Source organism: Achromobacter agilis, assembly GCF_900496965.1.
Classification (GTDB): Bacteria; Pseudomonadota; Gammaproteobacteria; order Burkholderiales; family Burkholderiaceae_B; genus Achromobacter; species Achromobacter agilis.
The window spans coordinates 78,714-94,456 of the sequence record NZ_UFQB01000010.1; the positions used below are offsets into that span (position 1 = coordinate 78,714).

Below are 15,743 nucleotides of genomic sequence, written 5' to 3' on the forward strand. Positions count from 1 at the left end.
TACGCATTTCCCGGAGCCTCCATGCCCGCCTCGCACTATATAGACGCCACCACGCTGACCGTGCTGACCGTCAATACCCATAAGGGCTTCACCAGCTTCAATCGCCGCTTCATGCTGCATGAACTGCGCGACGCCCTGCGCGCGGCCGGACCGGACATCGTCTTCCTGCAGGAGGTCCTGGGCGAACACCAGGGGCACGCCGAGCGGCATCAATCGTGGCCCGCCCTGTCCCAGTACGAATTCCTGGCCGACACGCTGTGGACGGATTACGCCTACGGCCGCAACGCGGTGTACCCGGCAGGCCACCACGGCAACGCCATCCTGTCGCGCTACCCCATCGAACGCTACGAGAACCACGATGTCAGCGTGAACGGCCATGAACGCCGCGGCCTGTTGCACTGTGTGCTGCGGCCGCCCTCGCTGCGCGCTCCGGTGCACGCCATCTGCGTGCACCTGGGATTGCTGGAACGGCACCGCGGCCGTCAGCTGGCCCGGCTGTGCGAGCTGGTGGTCGATGGCGTGCCGGCCGACGAGCCGCTCCTGATCGCAGGCGACTTCAACGATTGGCGGCTGCGCGCCGACCGCGTGATGCGCGACTGCGGCACGCGCGAGGTCTTTACCTCCAGGCTGGGCCGGCCGGCCCGCACCTTCCCGGCGCGCTGGCCCTTGCTGCGGCTCGACCGCATCTACGTGCGCAGCGTCCGCGACTGGCAGCCGGTGCCGCTGGCCTCTCGCGTCTGGTCGCGCCTGTCCGACCATGTGCCGATCTGCGCGGAGATCGCCCTATGAACCTGCCCTGGCGCGAACACAACCGGTATGCGCTGCTGGAGAACGGCACCGGCTACTTCCCCGCCGTGCTGGAAGCCATCGCCAATGCGCGCAGCGAAGTGCTGGTCGAGACCTTCATCCTGTTCGACGATAGCGTGGGACAGGAGATCCAGCGCGCGTTGATCGAGGCCGCGTGCCGGGGCGTAAGCGTGGACCTGACCGTGGACGGCTATGGTTCCGACGAACTCGGCGAGGCCTTCGTCGGCGCCATGACCGAAAGCGGCATCCGCGTGCATATATTCGATCCGCGCCCGCGGTTCCTGGGCGTGCGGACCAATGTATTCCGCCGCATGCACCGCAAGATCGTCGCCGTGGACCGCCGCTGCGCCTTCGTGGGCGGCATCAACTTCTCGGCGGACCACCTGCCCGATTACGGCCCTGACGCCAAGCAGGACTATGCCGTCCGGATCGAAGGCCCTCTGGCCGCGGACATCGCGGACTACGCCCGCGCCGCGCTGGCGGGCGGCCGCCCGAGGCGCCTGGGCCGGCGGCCCGCGCGTTGGGACCCCATGCCCGCGGGCGACGGCGGCGGCCGCCTGGTCGTGCGCGACAACCAGGAGCACCGGACCGATATCGAGCGCTATTACCGGGCTGGCGTGCGGGCCGCCCGCCACGACGTGCTGATCGCCAACGCCTACTTCTTCCCCGGCTACCAGCTGTTGCATGATCTCGCCAACGCGGCGCGGCGCGGCGTGCGGGTCAGGCTGTTGCTGCAGGGGGAACCCGACGTGCTGGTCGCCCGGCTGGCGGCGACCACGCTGTACGACTATCTCATCGACGCCGGCGTCGAGATCTACGAATACTGCAAACGGCCCCTGCATGGCAAGGTCGCCTGCGCGGACGACGATTGGGCGACGGTGGGCTCCAGCAATCTGGACCCCTTGAGCCTGGCGCTGAACCTGGAAGCGAACGTCGTCGCCCGCGATACGGGGCTCAATGCCGCGCTGCGCCAGAGCCTGGACCGGCTCATCGAACAGGATTGCCAGCGGATCGAACTGCCGGCCGACTCGAATCGGCGACTGCGGCGCCTCTGGATCGGCGTCGTCGTGTTTCACTTCCTGCGCCGCTTTCCGGCGTGGGCCGGCAGCCTGCCCGCCCACAAACCCCGCCTGAGGTCCTTGCCGCCCACGGGAGAAAGGGAGACGGTATGAGAGTATTCCGATCCACGCTGATGCGGACTTTGCGGCATCGCTGGCCCCGGCTCAAACGCGTCTTGCCCGCGCTGGTGCTGATCGTGGTGGCGGGGCTGCTGATCCACTTCGGCCGCGCCGTCGACTGGCCGCAGGTGTGGATCTCCATGCGCGCGATTCCGGCTTCCACCATCGCGCTGGCCGCCGGCCTGGTCGTTGCCGGATACCTGGCCTATGGCGCCATGGACCTGCTCGGTAAACGCTATGCGCGCCATACGCTGCCCTGGCCCAAGGTGCTGGGCGTGGCCATGACGAGCTACGCCTTGAATCTGAATCTTGGGGTGCTGCTCGGCGGCCTGGGCGCGCGCCTGCGCCTGTACGCCCGCCTGGGCTGCCGCAAATCGGTCGCGACCCGGGTCGCGCTGTTTTCGGCCGCATCGAACTGGATCGGCTACGGCTGGCTCGCGGGAGCGTTGTTCGCCTCGGGCGCCGTGCCCGTGCCGGAAAGCTGGGGCGTGGGCTCGGGCGTGCTGCGCCTGGCCGGGGCGGCGCTGCTGGGGCTGGCCGCGGCCTATCTTGCCTTCTGCGCATTGGCGCGCCGCCGGACCTGGACGTGGATGGGCCAGCACGCGGCCCTTCCCAGCGCCCGCATGGCCATCGCGCAAAGCGCCGTGGCGGCAACCTCCTGGGCGCTGATGGGCGCCATCGTCTATGTGCTGCTTCAGGGCAAGGCGAGCTACCCCACCGTACTGGGCGTCTTGCTGTGCACCAGTTTCGCTGCGGTCGTCATCCGCGTGCCCGGCGGCCTGGGCACCACCGAGGCCATCTTCGTCGCGGCGCTGGCGCCGCAGATCCCGGCTCCCGAAGTACTGGGCGCCGCGCTCGTCTACCGCGCGCTCTATGCCTTCGCGCCCCTCTGCCTGGCGCTGTCGGCGTTTCTGCTGGTCGAGTTCCGCCTGCGGCACACACGGCGCCCGGCGCGGGCTCGCGCTGCTCCCGTCAAGCCGGACGATCCGGAAAATCGGAACAATGCCTCGTTCAGGGCGTTGGACTGAGCAGGTCCGACAAAGCGTTTCCCAGCTCTTTCACCGCGCCTGTCACGCCCTCGGCCGCACCCTCCGCGCCCACACCGATCGCATGCGCGAAGCCCTGCGCCACCTGGGCGGAAAAGCCCCGGGTCACCGAGAATTTCGGGTTGTCGAGATTGCCGGACAGCGCGAAATCGAACCGCAGCACGCCTGTGTTGTCCTTCAGGGCCGCCAGCACCGCCTTGCGCGGCAGCGAAAACAGCGAGCCTTCTCCGCCGAACTTGAGGCCGCGCAAGGCCACGGTGCCGGACGCCCGGAGTTCGCGGTCGGCAATGGCGGTGTCCATGTCCAGGTCCATCGCGCCCGCGGCGAGCGATCCCGCGCCATTCTCGGCCAGGTACGGCGCCGCATGCCGGATGCCCATGCCCCGCACCGTGACCTTGATGTCCGCATCCGTGCCGCCCACCACCAGCCAGCCTTGCGCGCGCACCGTGGCCTGGCCGCCGCCCGCGTCGTCGATGCGGCCGCTGAACTCCATATCGCTGCGCGCGCCATCGCCGGGCAAGGCAACCGGCCGCACACTGGCCTGCACGCCGGTGAACGGGATCCGGTGCGCGGGATGGGAGACGGCCCGGTCCACGAATTCCAGGCTGCCATCGCGAAGCACCAGATTCGCGATGCGCAGGGGCGTGCCGCCGCGCGGCCGGCCGTCTTCACGCCCGCCCGTGCGCAATGCGGTCTGCAAGGCGGGCGCGATGCTCAGTTCGCCGCCTTGCTCGCGCACCACCTCGATGTCGAAGCCTTCGACGGCCACGCTCTTGAACACGGCCTCTTGCCGCAGCAGGGCCGACCATTCGGGTTCAAGCACGACGCGGCGCGCGCGCGCGTCCTCCTGGCCCTGCCCGCCGCCCACGATTACGTCCGTCAACACCACGCGGGTGAATCCCACGCTGACGTCGGCCACCTGGCTGCGCGGCCCCAGCATGTTGGCGATGCGCTGCTCCGCAAGGCGGACGGCGGCAAAGGCCAGGACGCCAGCCACCGCCGCCAGCAGCACCAGGACCGCCAGGGCGTTGCCCCAGGGCGACCGGCCGCTCGGCGCGACTGCGTTCATGCTCATCCTGAGCTCCCGAAATGAGAGATGGGGCCGGCCCCTCCGGCCCCGCCCTTGCGTAGCCTTGCGCCCGGCATAACCTGAGCATCGTCCCGGATCCTTCCCGGATCATCAATGGGCAAAAAGGATGAGATGCGTCAGCGGCGCCTATGGTCCGACATCAGGCAGGCGCCGGCCAGCGCACCGATCAGCACTGCACCGGCCACGCTCTTCCAGGCGTTCTCGTGCACGTAGTCGTCGGCGGCGTGGGAGGCGTCCTTGGCGCGGTCCCAGGCAACGCGCTCCCACCCTTTCGCCTGCTCGCGCGCGGCTTCCAGCTGCTGCTGGAGCCGGTCGCGGGCGGATTCGATCTCCGACCCACCATAGCTGGCCGTGCTGCGCAAAAGCGCCTCGGTCCCGGAGATCAGGTCCCGGATCGTGCGCGCGGAACTGTCCGCCGGATGGAACATGTCGCGCAATCTTTCATGCTTGCTCATAGGATCTCCTTGAAAAAATCCGCTTTCCGTTCTGTCCGGCGCGGATGCGCACGGCATCCGCAAGCGGTGTGCCCGCCAGCCGGTCGATGCCGGGAGTCTGTTGCGGGTCCAGGCCGGGCATGGGATTGGGCAGGCTGTCGGGCGGCCAGTGGCCGTGTTTGTCCGTCTTTCTGCCCTCGGGATCGGGCGCTGGATGCTCGGCCGGACTCTGGTCCGGAGCGGGACGGCCGCCCGGCCGGGGTCCGGGCGATGCAGGCGAGGTAGGCTCTGCCATGATGGGCTCCTGAAACAGTACGCAAACCATGGAAATGGCATCGGCGGGCGCTGTCAGCCCGCCCGCCATTGTTTGATCGTAGCGCGCCGCGAGGCGCCGTCGGTGGATCTGCCCTGCCCTGGGCTGCGTCCCCAACAGGCCGATACCGGTGCGGACGGTTCCATGTTCGCGGGGCGGGGTTTCCACCGCCGGCAAATCCTGCACATCGTTTGGAAAAATGACGCTGGCTGGCCTGCTGGCCAACCAGCGCCAACACGCGGGCTGATGGTCCGGCTTGGCGTCGTACAGGCCGTTCAGCAGATGGATCCGTCCGGCCGAAGGCGCCGGTCAGGCCGTTGATCCCCCCGCCGGGACAACCGAAGACCCTTCCGACGCCCCATTGCGACAGCCCAGCAAGCCGCGTGCCCGCTCCCGCATGAGGCCGATACAAAAAGGAACAAAACAGCGCGGCGGTTGGGCACGGCACTTGCGCCTGGAATGGCTTCAGCGGATGCGCCGCTTTTTTCCCGGCGCTTCGCAACCAACCGGGAGCAGGCATGGCGAAGACTAGAACCCTGATAGTGGCGGGCGAGGCATTTCCCCTGGCCAAGACGGGCGGCCTCGGAGACGCCATCACCGGAATGGCCCGGGCGCTTGCGCAGGCCGGCATGCCGCTCACCGTGATGCTGCCGGCCTACCGAGGCGTGCGTGCGCGCCTCGGCCGGGTGCGCGTCGTTGCGTCCTTGCATAACCTTCCCGGCGGCGATGCGCGGTTGCTCGCGGGCCGATGCCCGCAATCCGGCCTGGATTTCCTGCTGCTGGAGAACGACGCGCTTTACGACAGGCCCGGCATCTACCTCGACGAGCAGGGCCGCGAATATGCCGACAGCGCCCTGCGGTATGCGGCGCTGGCCCACGCGGCCGTGCGCGTGGCGGGGGGGCTTCCCGGCATCCTCCGCCCGGACCTGCTGCATGCGCACGATTGGCATGCGGGGCTTGTCCCGCTCTTGCTGCGCGCCCATGGCCTGCGCGACACCCGGAGCATCATGACCATCCATAATCTGGCGTTCCAGGGCCGGTTTCCGATGGCGGTCGCGGCAACCCTGGGCATCCCGGAACGCTACCGCGGCGATGACTGCGCGGCGGCCGGAGGGCAGTTGAACTTCCTGAAGGCCGGCATCCGCTGCGCGGACCGCGTGACGACGGTCAGCCATACCTATGCCCGCGAGATCATGACGCCGGCCTTCGGCTGCGGCCTGGAGGATCTGTTGCGGCGGCGCGCGCAGGATCTGCTGCCCATCCCCAACGGCATCGACACCATGTTGTGGAACCCGGCCAGGGATCCGCACCTGGGCACGCTGCGCTTTTCGTTCCGGGACCTGTCCAACAAGTCGCGCTGCAAGGCCGTCCTGCAGCGCGAGTTCGGCTTGCGCGTGGAGCGCGGCACGACGCTGATGGCCATGGGCAGCCGCCTGACCGAACAGAAAATGGCCGACGTGGCCGTGCAGACGCTGCCCGAGGCGCTGGAACGGTATCCCGACCTGCAGGTCGCGATTCTCGGACAGGGCGACCACCGGCTGGAGCACGACCTGCAAGCGCTGGCGCAGCGCTATCCCGGGCGTTGTGCCGCCCACATCGGCTATGACGAACCGGCGGCCCACCGCCTGCATGCCGGCGCCGACATCCTGCTGCACGCCAGCCGCTTCGAACCCTTCGGCCTGACCCCGCTGTACGCCATGCGTTATGGCGCGCTGCCCATCGGGTCGCGCGTCGGGGGCATGGCCGACACAATAGAAGACCCGGGGCCGGCCGCGCCGCTCTCCGCCATGGCGTCCGCCAATGGCCTGCTGTTCGACGGCGACAGTTCCGACGCCATGGGCGGGGCCATTGCGCGCGCCATGCTGCTGCGCGAACACGCCATGCTGTGGCGGACCATGCAGGGCAATGCGATGCGCGCCGATTTCGGCTGGCGGTCGGCCATCGGCCTGTACGCCCGCCTGTATCGCTCGCTGGCCGTTGCCGGTACCCGGGACGTGGCGCGGGCGCGCGCCGGCCGTGCCATCGGCGCCGCCGCTCTCGGCATCCCGCGGCGGCCGGACACCGCCTTGCCCGCGCCTGTATAAATAAAGAGGACCCGACCGGTGCCGACCACGACTGCCGCCGTCCCCCTCCAGGCGCCGTTGCGCCTGTACCACGCCCGCGGCGGCGCGCAGGGCGTGTCGTCCTCCGGCGCTGCCGAACCGTTGGGCGCCGCCCTCTACGCCCGCCTGCGGCAACGCGGCTTCAACGCCCTGCTGCTGCCCGCGCCCTGGCTGCTGGCGCCGGAAAGCGGCACGCGCGCGCCGCGGGATGCCGACAGCGCGCTGCTCGACGGCGCCACGGCGCCCATCACGCAATGGTTCAGCCGCGTTGCCGCGCAGTTGGCCGAGCAGGGGCTGGCGCTGTATGTAGATATCCTGCTGGACCGGTGCGCGCGCGATGCGGTGGCCGCAACCGCCGGCCCGGACTGGTATCAGACGCCGCCCGGCGACCCCGCCCTCGACCCGCGGCTGCCGGCCGAGGCGCGCCACCTGCGCTATCTGCGCGAAGGGCCGCCGTCCGGATTCCTGGCCGCCTGGACCGGGCGCCTGGAGCGCTGGGCCAGCCACGGCGTGACGGGCTTCGCCTTCCATACCCCGCAATGCCTGCCGGGCGACGATTGGGCGGCGCTGGCAACGAGATTGCGGCGGCACCATCCCGGCTTGCAGCTGCTTGCCTGGGCGGCCGGCCTCACGCCGGCCGCGGTGGACGGCCTGCGCGGCGCCCGCTTCGACGGCCTGTTCTCGTCCCTGCCCTGGTGGAACTTCAAGGCCGAATGGCTTGCCGAAGAGGATGCCCGGCTAAGGGCTGTGGCGCCCGTCATTGCGACTCCGCCTCGATCCGGCACCGCCAGCCCCGCCGAACTGGGCAAGCGCGCCATCTGGACCGCTACGGTATGCGCCGACGGCCTCATGCTGGAAGACGAGGACGAGCGCGTGCTGCCCGATGTCGAGGCCGCCAACCGCTGGTTCGCCGACGCGCGCCCGCAGGGGCCGTTGCGCATGGCCGGCGGACGGGACGGCCGCTGCACCGTCTTGCTGCGCGGCACCGCCGAAGGCGCCACCGCGGCCTTGGCCGTCAATCCCTCCGCCAACGCGGACGCAGAGCTGGATTGGGACGCGCTGGCCCCGATGCTGCCTGCCGCCGACATCGTCCCGCTCGCCCCGCCGGCGGGCGCCACGGCGCCGGGCAATGTCCTGGCGCCAGCCGATTGCGCCTTGTTCCTGCTGGAACCCACGCAGCCGGTGCGTGAACCGTCCCGGCGCCATCGGGCCCGCGCGGACGGAAACGCGAACCCGCGCATCGCGGTCGAGCAGGTCAGCCCCGCCGTGGACGGCGGCGCTTTCGCGGTCAAGTGCATCCCGCATGAACGTGTGTTGGTCAGCGCCGACATCTACACGGACGGCCATGAACAGCTGGCGGCCGAATTGCGTTGGCGCGCGGCCGACGAAATGCGCTGGCACGTTGCGCCGCTCGCGCGCGGCGAGAACGATCGCTGGGAAGCCGCCTTCCGGCCGCGCCGCATCGGCGCCCACGAATTCGTCATCAGCGCGTGGCTGGACGCGTGGCAGACGTTCCGGCACGACCTCGAACTGAAGCATCGGGCCGGCCTGGACGTGCGCCTGGAATTGCAGGAGGGCCAGGACCTGCTGCGCGAGTCGCTGGCGCGGGCGGGCGCCGCGCCGCCGGAGGGCGCAATGCCGGTTCACGACGCGCTGGAGCGGCTGGGCGCGCCGGACCCGGCGCCGCCCGAACCGCCAGCCGCCGAACGGGTCGCCGTCCTGCTGGACGAGAGGCTCGCGCGTTCGATGCGCATGCTGGACGACCGGCCGTTTGAAACCGTCAGCCCCGCCCCTTTTCCGCTCTGGGTCGACCGCTGCCAGGCGCGCTTTGCCAGCTGGTACGAGCTGTTCCCCCGCTCCCAGTCGCCGGAGCCCGGCCGGCATGGCACGTTCGATGACGTCATCACGCGCCTGCCGGACGTGCGCGAGATGGGCTTCGACGTGCTGTACCTGCCGCCTATCCACCCGATCGGCCAGCGCAACCGCAAGGGGCGCAACAACAGCCTGCGCGCCGAGCCGGATGACGTCGGCAGCCCCTATGCCATCGGCGCCGCGGAAGGCGGCCACGAGGCGATCGAACCGCGGCTGGGCTCGCTGGAGGATTTCCTCAGGCTGGTGGACGCCGCCCGCGACCACGGCATGGAAGTGGCGCTGGATTTCGCGATCCAGTGCGCGCCGGACCATCCCTGGCTGTCGCAGCATCCGGACTGGTTCTCGTGGCGGCCGGACGGGTCGCTGCGCTATGCCGAGAATCCGCCCAAGAAATACGAAGACATCGTCAACGTCGCATTCTATGGAGCGCCGCCCCGGCGCGCGCGCAAGCTTGCCCTGTGGCGCGCGCTGCGCGACCTCGTGCTCTTCTGGGCGCGGCACGGCGTGCGCATCTTCCGGGTCGACAACCCCCACACCAAGCCGCTGCCCTTCTGGCAATGGATGATCGCGGACGTCCATGCCGAGCATCCGGACGTGATATTCCTGTCCGAAGCCTTCACGCGGCCGAAGATGATGTACCGGCTTGCCAAGATCGGCTTCAGCCAGTCGTATACCTACTTTACCTGGCGCAACGACAAGGCCGAGCTCGCCGCCTACTTGCAGGAGCTGTCGTCGCCTCCCGTCGCGGACTTCTTCCGCCCGCACTTCTTCGTCAACACGCCCGACATCAATCCCTACTTTCTGCAGACCTCCGGGCGGCCGGGCTTCCTGATCCGCGCCGCCCTCGCTGCGCTGGGATCGGGGCTGTGGGGCGTCTACAGCGGCTTCGAACTGTGCGAGGCAGCGCCGCTGCCGGGCAAGGAGGAATACCTGGACGCCGAGAAGTACGAACTGCGGCAGCGCGACTGGCACGCGCCGGGCAACATCCGCGCAGAGATTGCCCGCCTGAACCAGATCCGGCGCGCCAATCCCGCCCTGCAAGACCACCGCGGCCTGACGGTCGTGGACAGCGGCAATGACCGCGTGCTGGCGTTCTGCAAAAGCACGCCGGGCCACGGCAATGCCGTGCTGGCCGTCATCAGCCTGGACCCGTTCCAGCCCCAGGCGGCGCGCGTCGGCCTGCCCCACCGGCTCTTCGGCCAGCCGGACGAGGGCGAGCTCGTGGCCGAAGACCTGCTGGAGGCCGGCCTAGAGACCTGGCAGGGCAAGGCCCGCGCCATGACGCTGCATCCCGATCAACCCTATCGCGTGTGGCGCCTGTCGCTGCGCGGATGACACGCCACGCTTTGCCATGATCAGTGAAACCCAGCCCCTTCAGGACGACGGCCTCTGGTACAAGGATGCGGTTATCTACCAGCTGCACGTCAAGTCCTTCTTCGATTCCAACGACGATGGCGTCGGCGACCTGCCCGGCCTGGTCTCCAGGCTGGACTACATCGCCAACCTGGGCGTCAACACGATCTGGCTGCTGCCCTTTTACCCTTCGCCGCGCCGCGACGACGGCTACGACATCGCCGACTACCGGGGCGTGCACCCCGACTACGGCACCGTGGCCGACGTGCGCAAGCTGATCCGGGCGGCGCATGCGCGCGGCCTGCGCGTCATTACCGAACTGGTGGTGAACCATACGTCCGACCAGCATCCGTGGTTCCAGCGCGCCCGCGCGGCCAAGCCTGGGTCGGCGGCGCGCAACTTCTATGTCTGGTCCGACAACGACAAGGCCTACGCAGACACCCGCATCATCTTCTGCGATACCGAGAAGTCCAACTGGACCTGGGACCCTGTCGCGAACGCCTACTTCTGGCACCGCTTCTATTCCCACCAGCCTGACCTGAACTACGACAACCCGCAGGTGCTGAAGGAAGTGCTGTCCGTCATGCGGTACTGGCTGGACATGGGCGTGGACGGGCTGCGCCTGGACGCCGTGCCCTACCTGGTGGAACGGGAAGGCACCAACAACGAGAACCTGCCCGAAACACACGAAGTGCTCAAGCAGATACGGGCGGTGATCGATGCGGAGTATCCGCAGTGCCTGCTGCTGGCCGAAGCCAATCAATGGCCTGAAGACGCCCAGGAGTACTTCGGCGCGGGCGACGAATGCCATATGTCGTTCCATTTCCCCCTGATGCCGCGCATGTACATGGCGATCGCGCAGGAAGACCGCTTTCCCATCACCGACATCATCCGGCAAACGCCGGACATTCCCGCGTCGTGCCAATGGGCGATCTTCCTGCGCAACCACGACGAACTGACGCTGGAGATGGTGACCAGCCGCGAACGCGACTACCTGTGGAACGTGTATGCGGCCGATCCGCGCGCCCGCATCAACCTGGGCATCCGCCGGCGGCTGGCGCCGTTGCTGGAGCGCGACCGCCGCCGCGTCGAACTGATGAACAGCTTGCTGCTATCGATGCCCGGCACGCCCGTGCTGTACTACGGCGATGAACTGGGCATGGGCGACAACGTGCATCTTGGCGACCGCGACGGCGTGCGCACGCCGATGCAGTGGTCCCCGGACCGCAACGGCGGGTTCTCGCGCGCGGATCCCGAGCGGCTGCCGCTGCCGGTGCTGATGGGCCCTCTGTACGGCTACGAGGCCGTCAACGTCGAGGCGCAGCAGCGCGACCCGCATTCGCTGTTGAACTGGACCCGCCGCCTGCTGGCCCAGCGGCGCCAGAGCCACGCCTTCGGTCGGGGCGCGCTGCGCTTCATCTTCGCCGGCAACCGCAAGATCCTGGCCTACCTGCGCACCTGGCAGGACACGACCATTCTTTGCGTGGCGAATCTTTCCAGCGCGGCGCAGCCGGTAGAGCTGCCCCTGCAGGAGTTCGCCGGACGCGTGCCCGTCGAGATGCTGGGCGGCACGCCGTTTCCGGCGATCGGCGAACTGCCCTATCTGCTGACCCTGCCGCCCTACGCGTTCTACTGGATGGACCTGAGCGCGAATGCCGCCCCGCCCGATTGGCACGCCACCGCGCCGGCCCAGATGCCCGAACTGATCACGCTGGTGCTGCGGACCCGCGGCGGCGCCGCGCTGACCGATGCTTCGCGCGAAATGCTGGAGCGCGACATCCTGCCGCAGTACCTGGCGCGCCAGCGCTGGTACCCGGCAAGCGAGCCGCCCACCCGCGCGCGCCTGGCATACGCCACGCCGTTCGCCGTGGCTGAGGGTGAATACTACTGGGCCGAAGTCGAACCCCAGGACGGCGTCACCGGCATGCGGGCTCAGGCGCCCTTCGTGCTGGCCTGGGACGAAAGCGCGCCCGTCCAGTACGCCATCGCCCGGGTCCGGCGCGGCGCCGAGGTCGGCGTGCTGGCCGACGCCTTCCTGCAACCCGGCTTCGTCCGCGGCGTTCTCAAGGCGCTGCAGGCCGGCACGGAACTGGACGGCCGCGGCGCCGGCAAGCCCGGCGACAAGCCCGGCAATATCCGCTTCCTGCCTGAACAAGGCCTGGCGGACCTGGACATTGCCGACGATGCCGAGCTGCGCTGGTTGACGGCGGAGCAATCCAACAGTTCGGTCATCGTCGGCGGGCAGCTCATCCTGAAGCTGATCCGCGCGGTGCGGGCCGGCGCTACGCCCGAGGCGGAGATGACCCGCTATCTCACGCGCGCGGGGTACGCCAACGTGCCGCCGCTGCTGGGCGAAGTGCAGCGCGAAGACGCGGACGGCGCGATCCATACCCTGGCGATCGCTCACCGCTACGTCGCCAATGAAGGCGACGCCTGGAACTGGACGCTGGACACTCTGAAGCGCACCCTGGCCAACGCGCTGCTGGTCGGGCAGGATCCGGAGGAATTCGAGCAGGGATTGCAAGGCTACGCGGTGATGGCGGCAACCATCGGCGCGCGCCTGGCGGAGATGCACGCCGTGCTGGCGCAACCCACCGACAATCCGGCCTTCCGGCCCCGCCGCGCGAGCCAGGCGGACGCCGAGGCGCGCGCCCGGCACGTCCAGCGCCTGCTGGACCGGGCGCAACAGGACCTGCGCACGCACTACGATCAGCTGGAAGCGCCCTCGCGCGCTTGCGCGGAATGGTACTTCGAGCATCACGCCCGGCTGGCGGCGCGCGTCGCGGCCATGGCGCAGGCCGAGGCCGGCGTGCTGTGCCTGCGCACGCACGGCGACTTCCACCTGGGACAGGTGCTGGTGGCGCAGGCAGACGCTTACTTCATCGATTTCGAGGGGGAGCCCGCAAGCGGACTGCGCGCGCGCCGGGCGCTGGCCTCCCCCTACCGGGACGTGGCGGGCATGTTGCGCTCATTCGATTACGCCGCCGCATCCATGGCGCGCAGCGATGCCATCGGCGGCGGGCCCACGGATGCCAACGCCGGCGCCAGCGAAGCGCCGGGCGCGCCGGCCGCCGCCGAGCTGCGCGACGCGCTGCTGGCGCGCTTCCGGATGCGCGCGGCCGAGGCCTTTCTGCAAGGCTACCGCGACGCCCGCCCCTCGGCCCTGATTCCCCCCGAGGACCAAGAGGCTTCGCTCTTGGCGCTGGCCCAATTGGAGAAGGCCGCCTACGAAGTGAGCTACGAAGCGGCGCACCGCCCCGGCTGGATCTCGATTCCCCTGTGCGCCCTGACCGAACTGGCGCGCCATCTCCTGCTGTCGGCCGCGATCGACGCGGAAGGAAAATCGCCATGAGCCAGGACGCCCGGACCCATACTGACAATACGCGCGGCTTTCTGGATGCGGCCACCCTGACGGCACTGGCCGCTGGCCTGCATGGGGATCCCTTTGCGGTTCTGGGACCGCATCCGGAAGGGGTGCGCGTATACGCGCCGGGCGCGCTCGGCGTCGAGGCGCTGGACCGCGATGGAACGCGCGCGCCGTTGCGCGAGCAGGCCCAAGGCTTGTTTGTCGGGCAGGTGCCCCACGCGCGCCCCGGGGATGGCGCCTCGTACCGGCTCGCCATCCGCTGGCCCGCCGCGGAGCAGTTGACCGCCGATCCTTATGCCTTCGGCCCCCTGCTGGACGAGGACACGCTAAGCGGGCTCGCCGACGGATCCTGGCGCTGCGCGGGCGAGGCGCTGGGCGCGCGGCTGGCCGAAGCGGACGGCGTGCCCGGCCTGCGCTGCACCGTGTGGGCGCCGAATGCAAAGCGCGTGGCGGTGGTGGGCGATTTCAATGGCTGGGACGGCCGTCGCCATGGCATGCGCCTGCGCCACCGCGCCGGTGTCTGGGAGATCTTCATTCCCGGCGTCCAGCCCGGCGAGCGCTACAAGTTCGCGGTCACCGACGCCGCCGGCCGCCAGCAGTTGAAGGCCGATCCCATGGCGCGCCGCAGCGAAGCGCCGCCGGCCACGGCATCCGTCGTGGATCAATGCGCCCCATACCCCTGGAAGGACAAGGCATGGATGCAGGAACGCCACAAACGCCACTCGCCCGCCGCACCGCTCTCGATCTACGAAGTGCACGCCGGATCCTGGGCCGCGCCCGGCGCAGGCGCCTGCCTTTGGGACCAGCTGGCCGACAAGCTGCCCGCCTACGCGCGCGCCATGGGATTCAGCCATGTGGAACTCATGCCCATCATGGAGCACCCATTCGGCGGCTCCTGGGGCTACCAGCCTTTGGGCATGTTCGCGCCTACCGCCCGCTATGGGCCGCCCGCCGCGTTCGCGCGCTTCGTCGACCGCTGCCACGACGCCGCTATCGGCGTCATCCTGGACTGGGTGCCCGCGCATTTTCCCGACGATCCGCACGGGCTGGCCCGTTTCGACGGGACCGCGCTGTATGAATACGAGGATCCGCGCGAAGGCTATCACCCGGACTGGCATACCCTGGTCTACAACCTGGGCCGCACCGAGGTCAAGGCGTTCATGATCGCCAGCGCCCTGCACTGGCTGCGGCACTTCCATATCGACGGCCTGCGCGTGGATGCCGTGGCCTCCATGTTGTATCGCGACTACAGCCGCCAGCCGGGGCAATGGATCCCCAACCGCTACGGCGGGCGCGAGAACCTGGAAGCCGTGCAATTCCTGCAAGCACTGAACGGCGCCGTGCGCGACGAATTTCCCGACGCCATCATGGTGGCCGAGGAGTCCACCGCGTGGCCGGGCGTGACCACGCCCGTAGCAGATGGCGGGCTCGGCTTCCATTACAAGTGGAACATGGGCTGGATGCACGACACGCTGCGCTATCTGGCGCACGATCCGGTGCATCGCAAGCATCACCATCACGACATGACCTTCGGCATGGTCTACGCTTACAGCGAACGCTTCATCCTGCCGCTCTCGCACGACGAGGTCGTTCATGGCAAAGGCGCGCTGCTATCCAAGATGCCCGGCGACAAGCCCGCGCAACTGGCCACTCTGCGCGCCTACCTGGCCTTCATGTGGGCGCATCCCGGCAAGAAGCTGCTCTTCATGGGCGGGGAACTGGCGCAGCCCGCCGAATGGAACCATGACGCCGCGCTGGACTGGAATCTGCTCGACCACCCTGGGCATCGCGGCGTGCAACGGCTCGTCGCCGATCTGAATGGCTTGTATCAGGCCCTGCCGGCCCTGCACGCGCGGGACTCGGATCCCGCGGGATTCGCCTGGGCGGTCCTCGACGACCGCGACAATAGCGTCGTTGCATTCGTGCGAAGCGACGGGCATGCGCACGTGCTGGCCGTTTCGAACTTCACGCCGGTCGTGCGCCACGGCTACCGCATCGGCGTTCCCCGCCCCGGCTCCTGGGCCGAGAAACTCAACACCGACGCGGCGGACTACGGCGGCGGCGGCCATGGCAACCAGGGCGGCGCCCGCACGCAGGACCTGCCCGCGCACGGCCAGCCCCAGGCCTTGTCCCTGACCCTTCCGCCGCTGGCCACCCTCTTTCTTTTGCACGAAGGCTGAC

At 69.3% G+C, this 15,743-nt stretch carries 10 protein-coding genes and 1 pseudogene; 7 read left to right on the plus strand and 4 right to left on the minus strand.

Annotated features, from left to right (window positions below; translation table 11 throughout):
• The first annotated feature begins 21 nt into the window (after nucleotides 1–21).
• From AGI3411_RS13920 to AGI3411_RS13930, 3 genes are read left to right on the plus strand one after another with little or no spacing between them, the layout of a single operon-like run.
• The gene (locus tag AGI3411_RS13920; protein WP_129527953.1) at nucleotides 22–789 is read left to right on the plus strand and encodes an endonuclease/exonuclease/phosphatase family protein; all 768 of its coding nucleotides are present in this window, start codon (nucleotides 22–24) and stop codon (nucleotides 787–789) included.
• Nucleotides 786–1,979, plus strand: a complete 1,194-nt coding sequence (clsB, locus tag AGI3411_RS13925) for a cardiolipin synthase ClsB (protein WP_129527954.1) — start codon at nucleotides 786–788, stop codon at nucleotides 1,977–1,979. The genes AGI3411_RS13920 and clsB overlap by 4 nt, the downstream gene beginning before the upstream one ends.
• Nucleotides 1,976–3,013 (plus strand): lysylphosphatidylglycerol synthase domain-containing protein, encoded by a 1,038-nt coding sequence (locus tag AGI3411_RS13930; protein ID WP_129527955.1) that lies wholly within the window; start codon nucleotides 1,976–1,978, stop codon nucleotides 3,011–3,013. Before clsB ends, AGI3411_RS13930 begins: the two co-directional genes overlap by 4 nt.
• Here the strand turns inward: AGI3411_RS13930 and AGI3411_RS13935 are convergent.
• The 4 genes and pseudogenes from AGI3411_RS13935 to AGI3411_RS30385 all read right to left on the minus strand — a co-directional run.
• Entirely contained in the window at nucleotides 2,997–4,106 is a 1,110-nt protein-coding gene (locus tag AGI3411_RS13935) for a DUF748 domain-containing protein (protein WP_129527956.1), read from the minus strand. The two genes, AGI3411_RS13930 and AGI3411_RS13935, sit on opposite strands and share 17 nt — an antisense overlap.
• 131 nt (nucleotides 4,107–4,237) lie before the next feature.
• Nucleotides 4,238–4,576: an ElaB/YgaM/YqjD family protein gene (locus AGI3411_RS13940; RefSeq protein ID WP_129527957.1), complete on the minus strand. Its 339-nt coding sequence runs from the start codon at nucleotides 4,574–4,576 to the stop codon at nucleotides 4,238–4,240.
• A complete protein-coding gene (locus AGI3411_RS13945; RefSeq protein WP_244240358.1) occupies nucleotides 4,563–4,850 on the minus strand; it encodes a hypothetical protein in 288 nt (95 codons plus the stop codon). The genes AGI3411_RS13940 and AGI3411_RS13945 overlap by 14 nt, the downstream gene beginning before the upstream one ends.
• A 135-nt stretch (nucleotides 4,851–4,985) precedes the next feature.
• Nucleotides 4,986–5,280, minus strand: a pseudogene (locus tag AGI3411_RS30385) (hypothetical protein); the annotation flags it as partial.
• A gap of 106 nt (nucleotides 5,281–5,386) precedes the next feature.
• Between AGI3411_RS30385 and glgA the strand changes: the two are divergent.
• From glgA to glgB, 4 genes are read left to right on the plus strand one after another with little or no spacing between them, the layout of a single operon-like run.
• Nucleotides 5,387–6,952 (plus strand): glycogen synthase GlgA, encoded by a 1,566-nt coding sequence (glgA, locus tag AGI3411_RS13955; RefSeq protein WP_129527958.1) that lies wholly within the window; start codon nucleotides 5,387–5,389, stop codon nucleotides 6,950–6,952.
• An 18-nt stretch (nucleotides 6,953–6,970) separates the two neighbouring features.
• A complete protein-coding gene (locus AGI3411_RS13960; RefSeq protein ID WP_129527959.1) occupies nucleotides 6,971–10,177 on the plus strand; it encodes an alpha-1,4-glucan--maltose-1-phosphate maltosyltransferase in 3,207 nt (1,068 codons plus the stop codon).
• A 16-nt stretch (nucleotides 10,178–10,193) separates the two neighbouring features.
• On the plus strand, nucleotides 10,194–13,547 hold the full coding sequence (gene treS, locus AGI3411_RS13965) for a maltose alpha-D-glucosyltransferase (protein WP_129527960.1): 3,354 nt from the start codon (nucleotides 10,194–10,196) through the stop codon (nucleotides 13,545–13,547).
• The gene (gene glgB / locus AGI3411_RS13970) at nucleotides 13,544–15,742 is read left to right on the plus strand and encodes a 1,4-alpha-glucan branching protein GlgB (RefSeq protein WP_129527961.1); all 2,199 of its coding nucleotides are present in this window, start codon (nucleotides 13,544–13,546) and stop codon (nucleotides 15,740–15,742) included. The genes treS and glgB overlap by 4 nt, the downstream gene beginning before the upstream one ends.
• Nucleotide 15,743: the final 1 nt, after the last annotated feature.

Excerpts from the sequence above, each read along its gene's own strand:
- AGI3411_RS13920 (WP_129527953.1), top strand. The coding sequence starts at position 22 with ATGCCCGCCTCGCACTATATAGACGCCACCACGCTGACCGTGCTGACC.
- clsB (WP_129527954.1), top strand. The coding sequence starts at position 786 with ATGAACCTGCCCTGGCGCGAACACAACCGGTATGCGCTGCTGGAGAAC.
- AGI3411_RS13930 (WP_129527955.1), top strand. The coding sequence starts at position 1,976 with ATGAGAGTATTCCGATCCACGCTGATGCGGACTTTGCGGCATCGCTGG.
- AGI3411_RS13935 (WP_129527956.1), bottom strand. The coding sequence starts at position 4,106 with ATGAGCATGAACGCAGTCGCGCCGAGCGGCCGGTCGCCCTGGGGCAAC.
- AGI3411_RS13940 (WP_129527957.1), bottom strand. The coding sequence starts at position 4,576 with ATGAGCAAGCATGAAAGATTGCGCGACATGTTCCATCCGGCGGACAGT.
- AGI3411_RS13945 (WP_244240358.1), bottom strand. The coding sequence starts at position 4,850 with ATGGCAGAGCCTACCTCGCCTGCATCGCCCGGACCCCGGCCGGGCGGC.
- glgA (WP_129527958.1), top strand. The coding sequence starts at position 5,387 with ATGGCGAAGACTAGAACCCTGATAGTGGCGGGCGAGGCATTTCCCCTG.
- treS (WP_129527960.1), top strand. The coding sequence starts at position 10,194 with ATGATCAGTGAAACCCAGCCCCTTCAGGACGACGGCCTCTGGTACAAG.
- glgB (WP_129527961.1), top strand. The coding sequence starts at position 13,544 with ATGAGCCAGGACGCCCGGACCCATACTGACAATACGCGCGGCTTTCTG.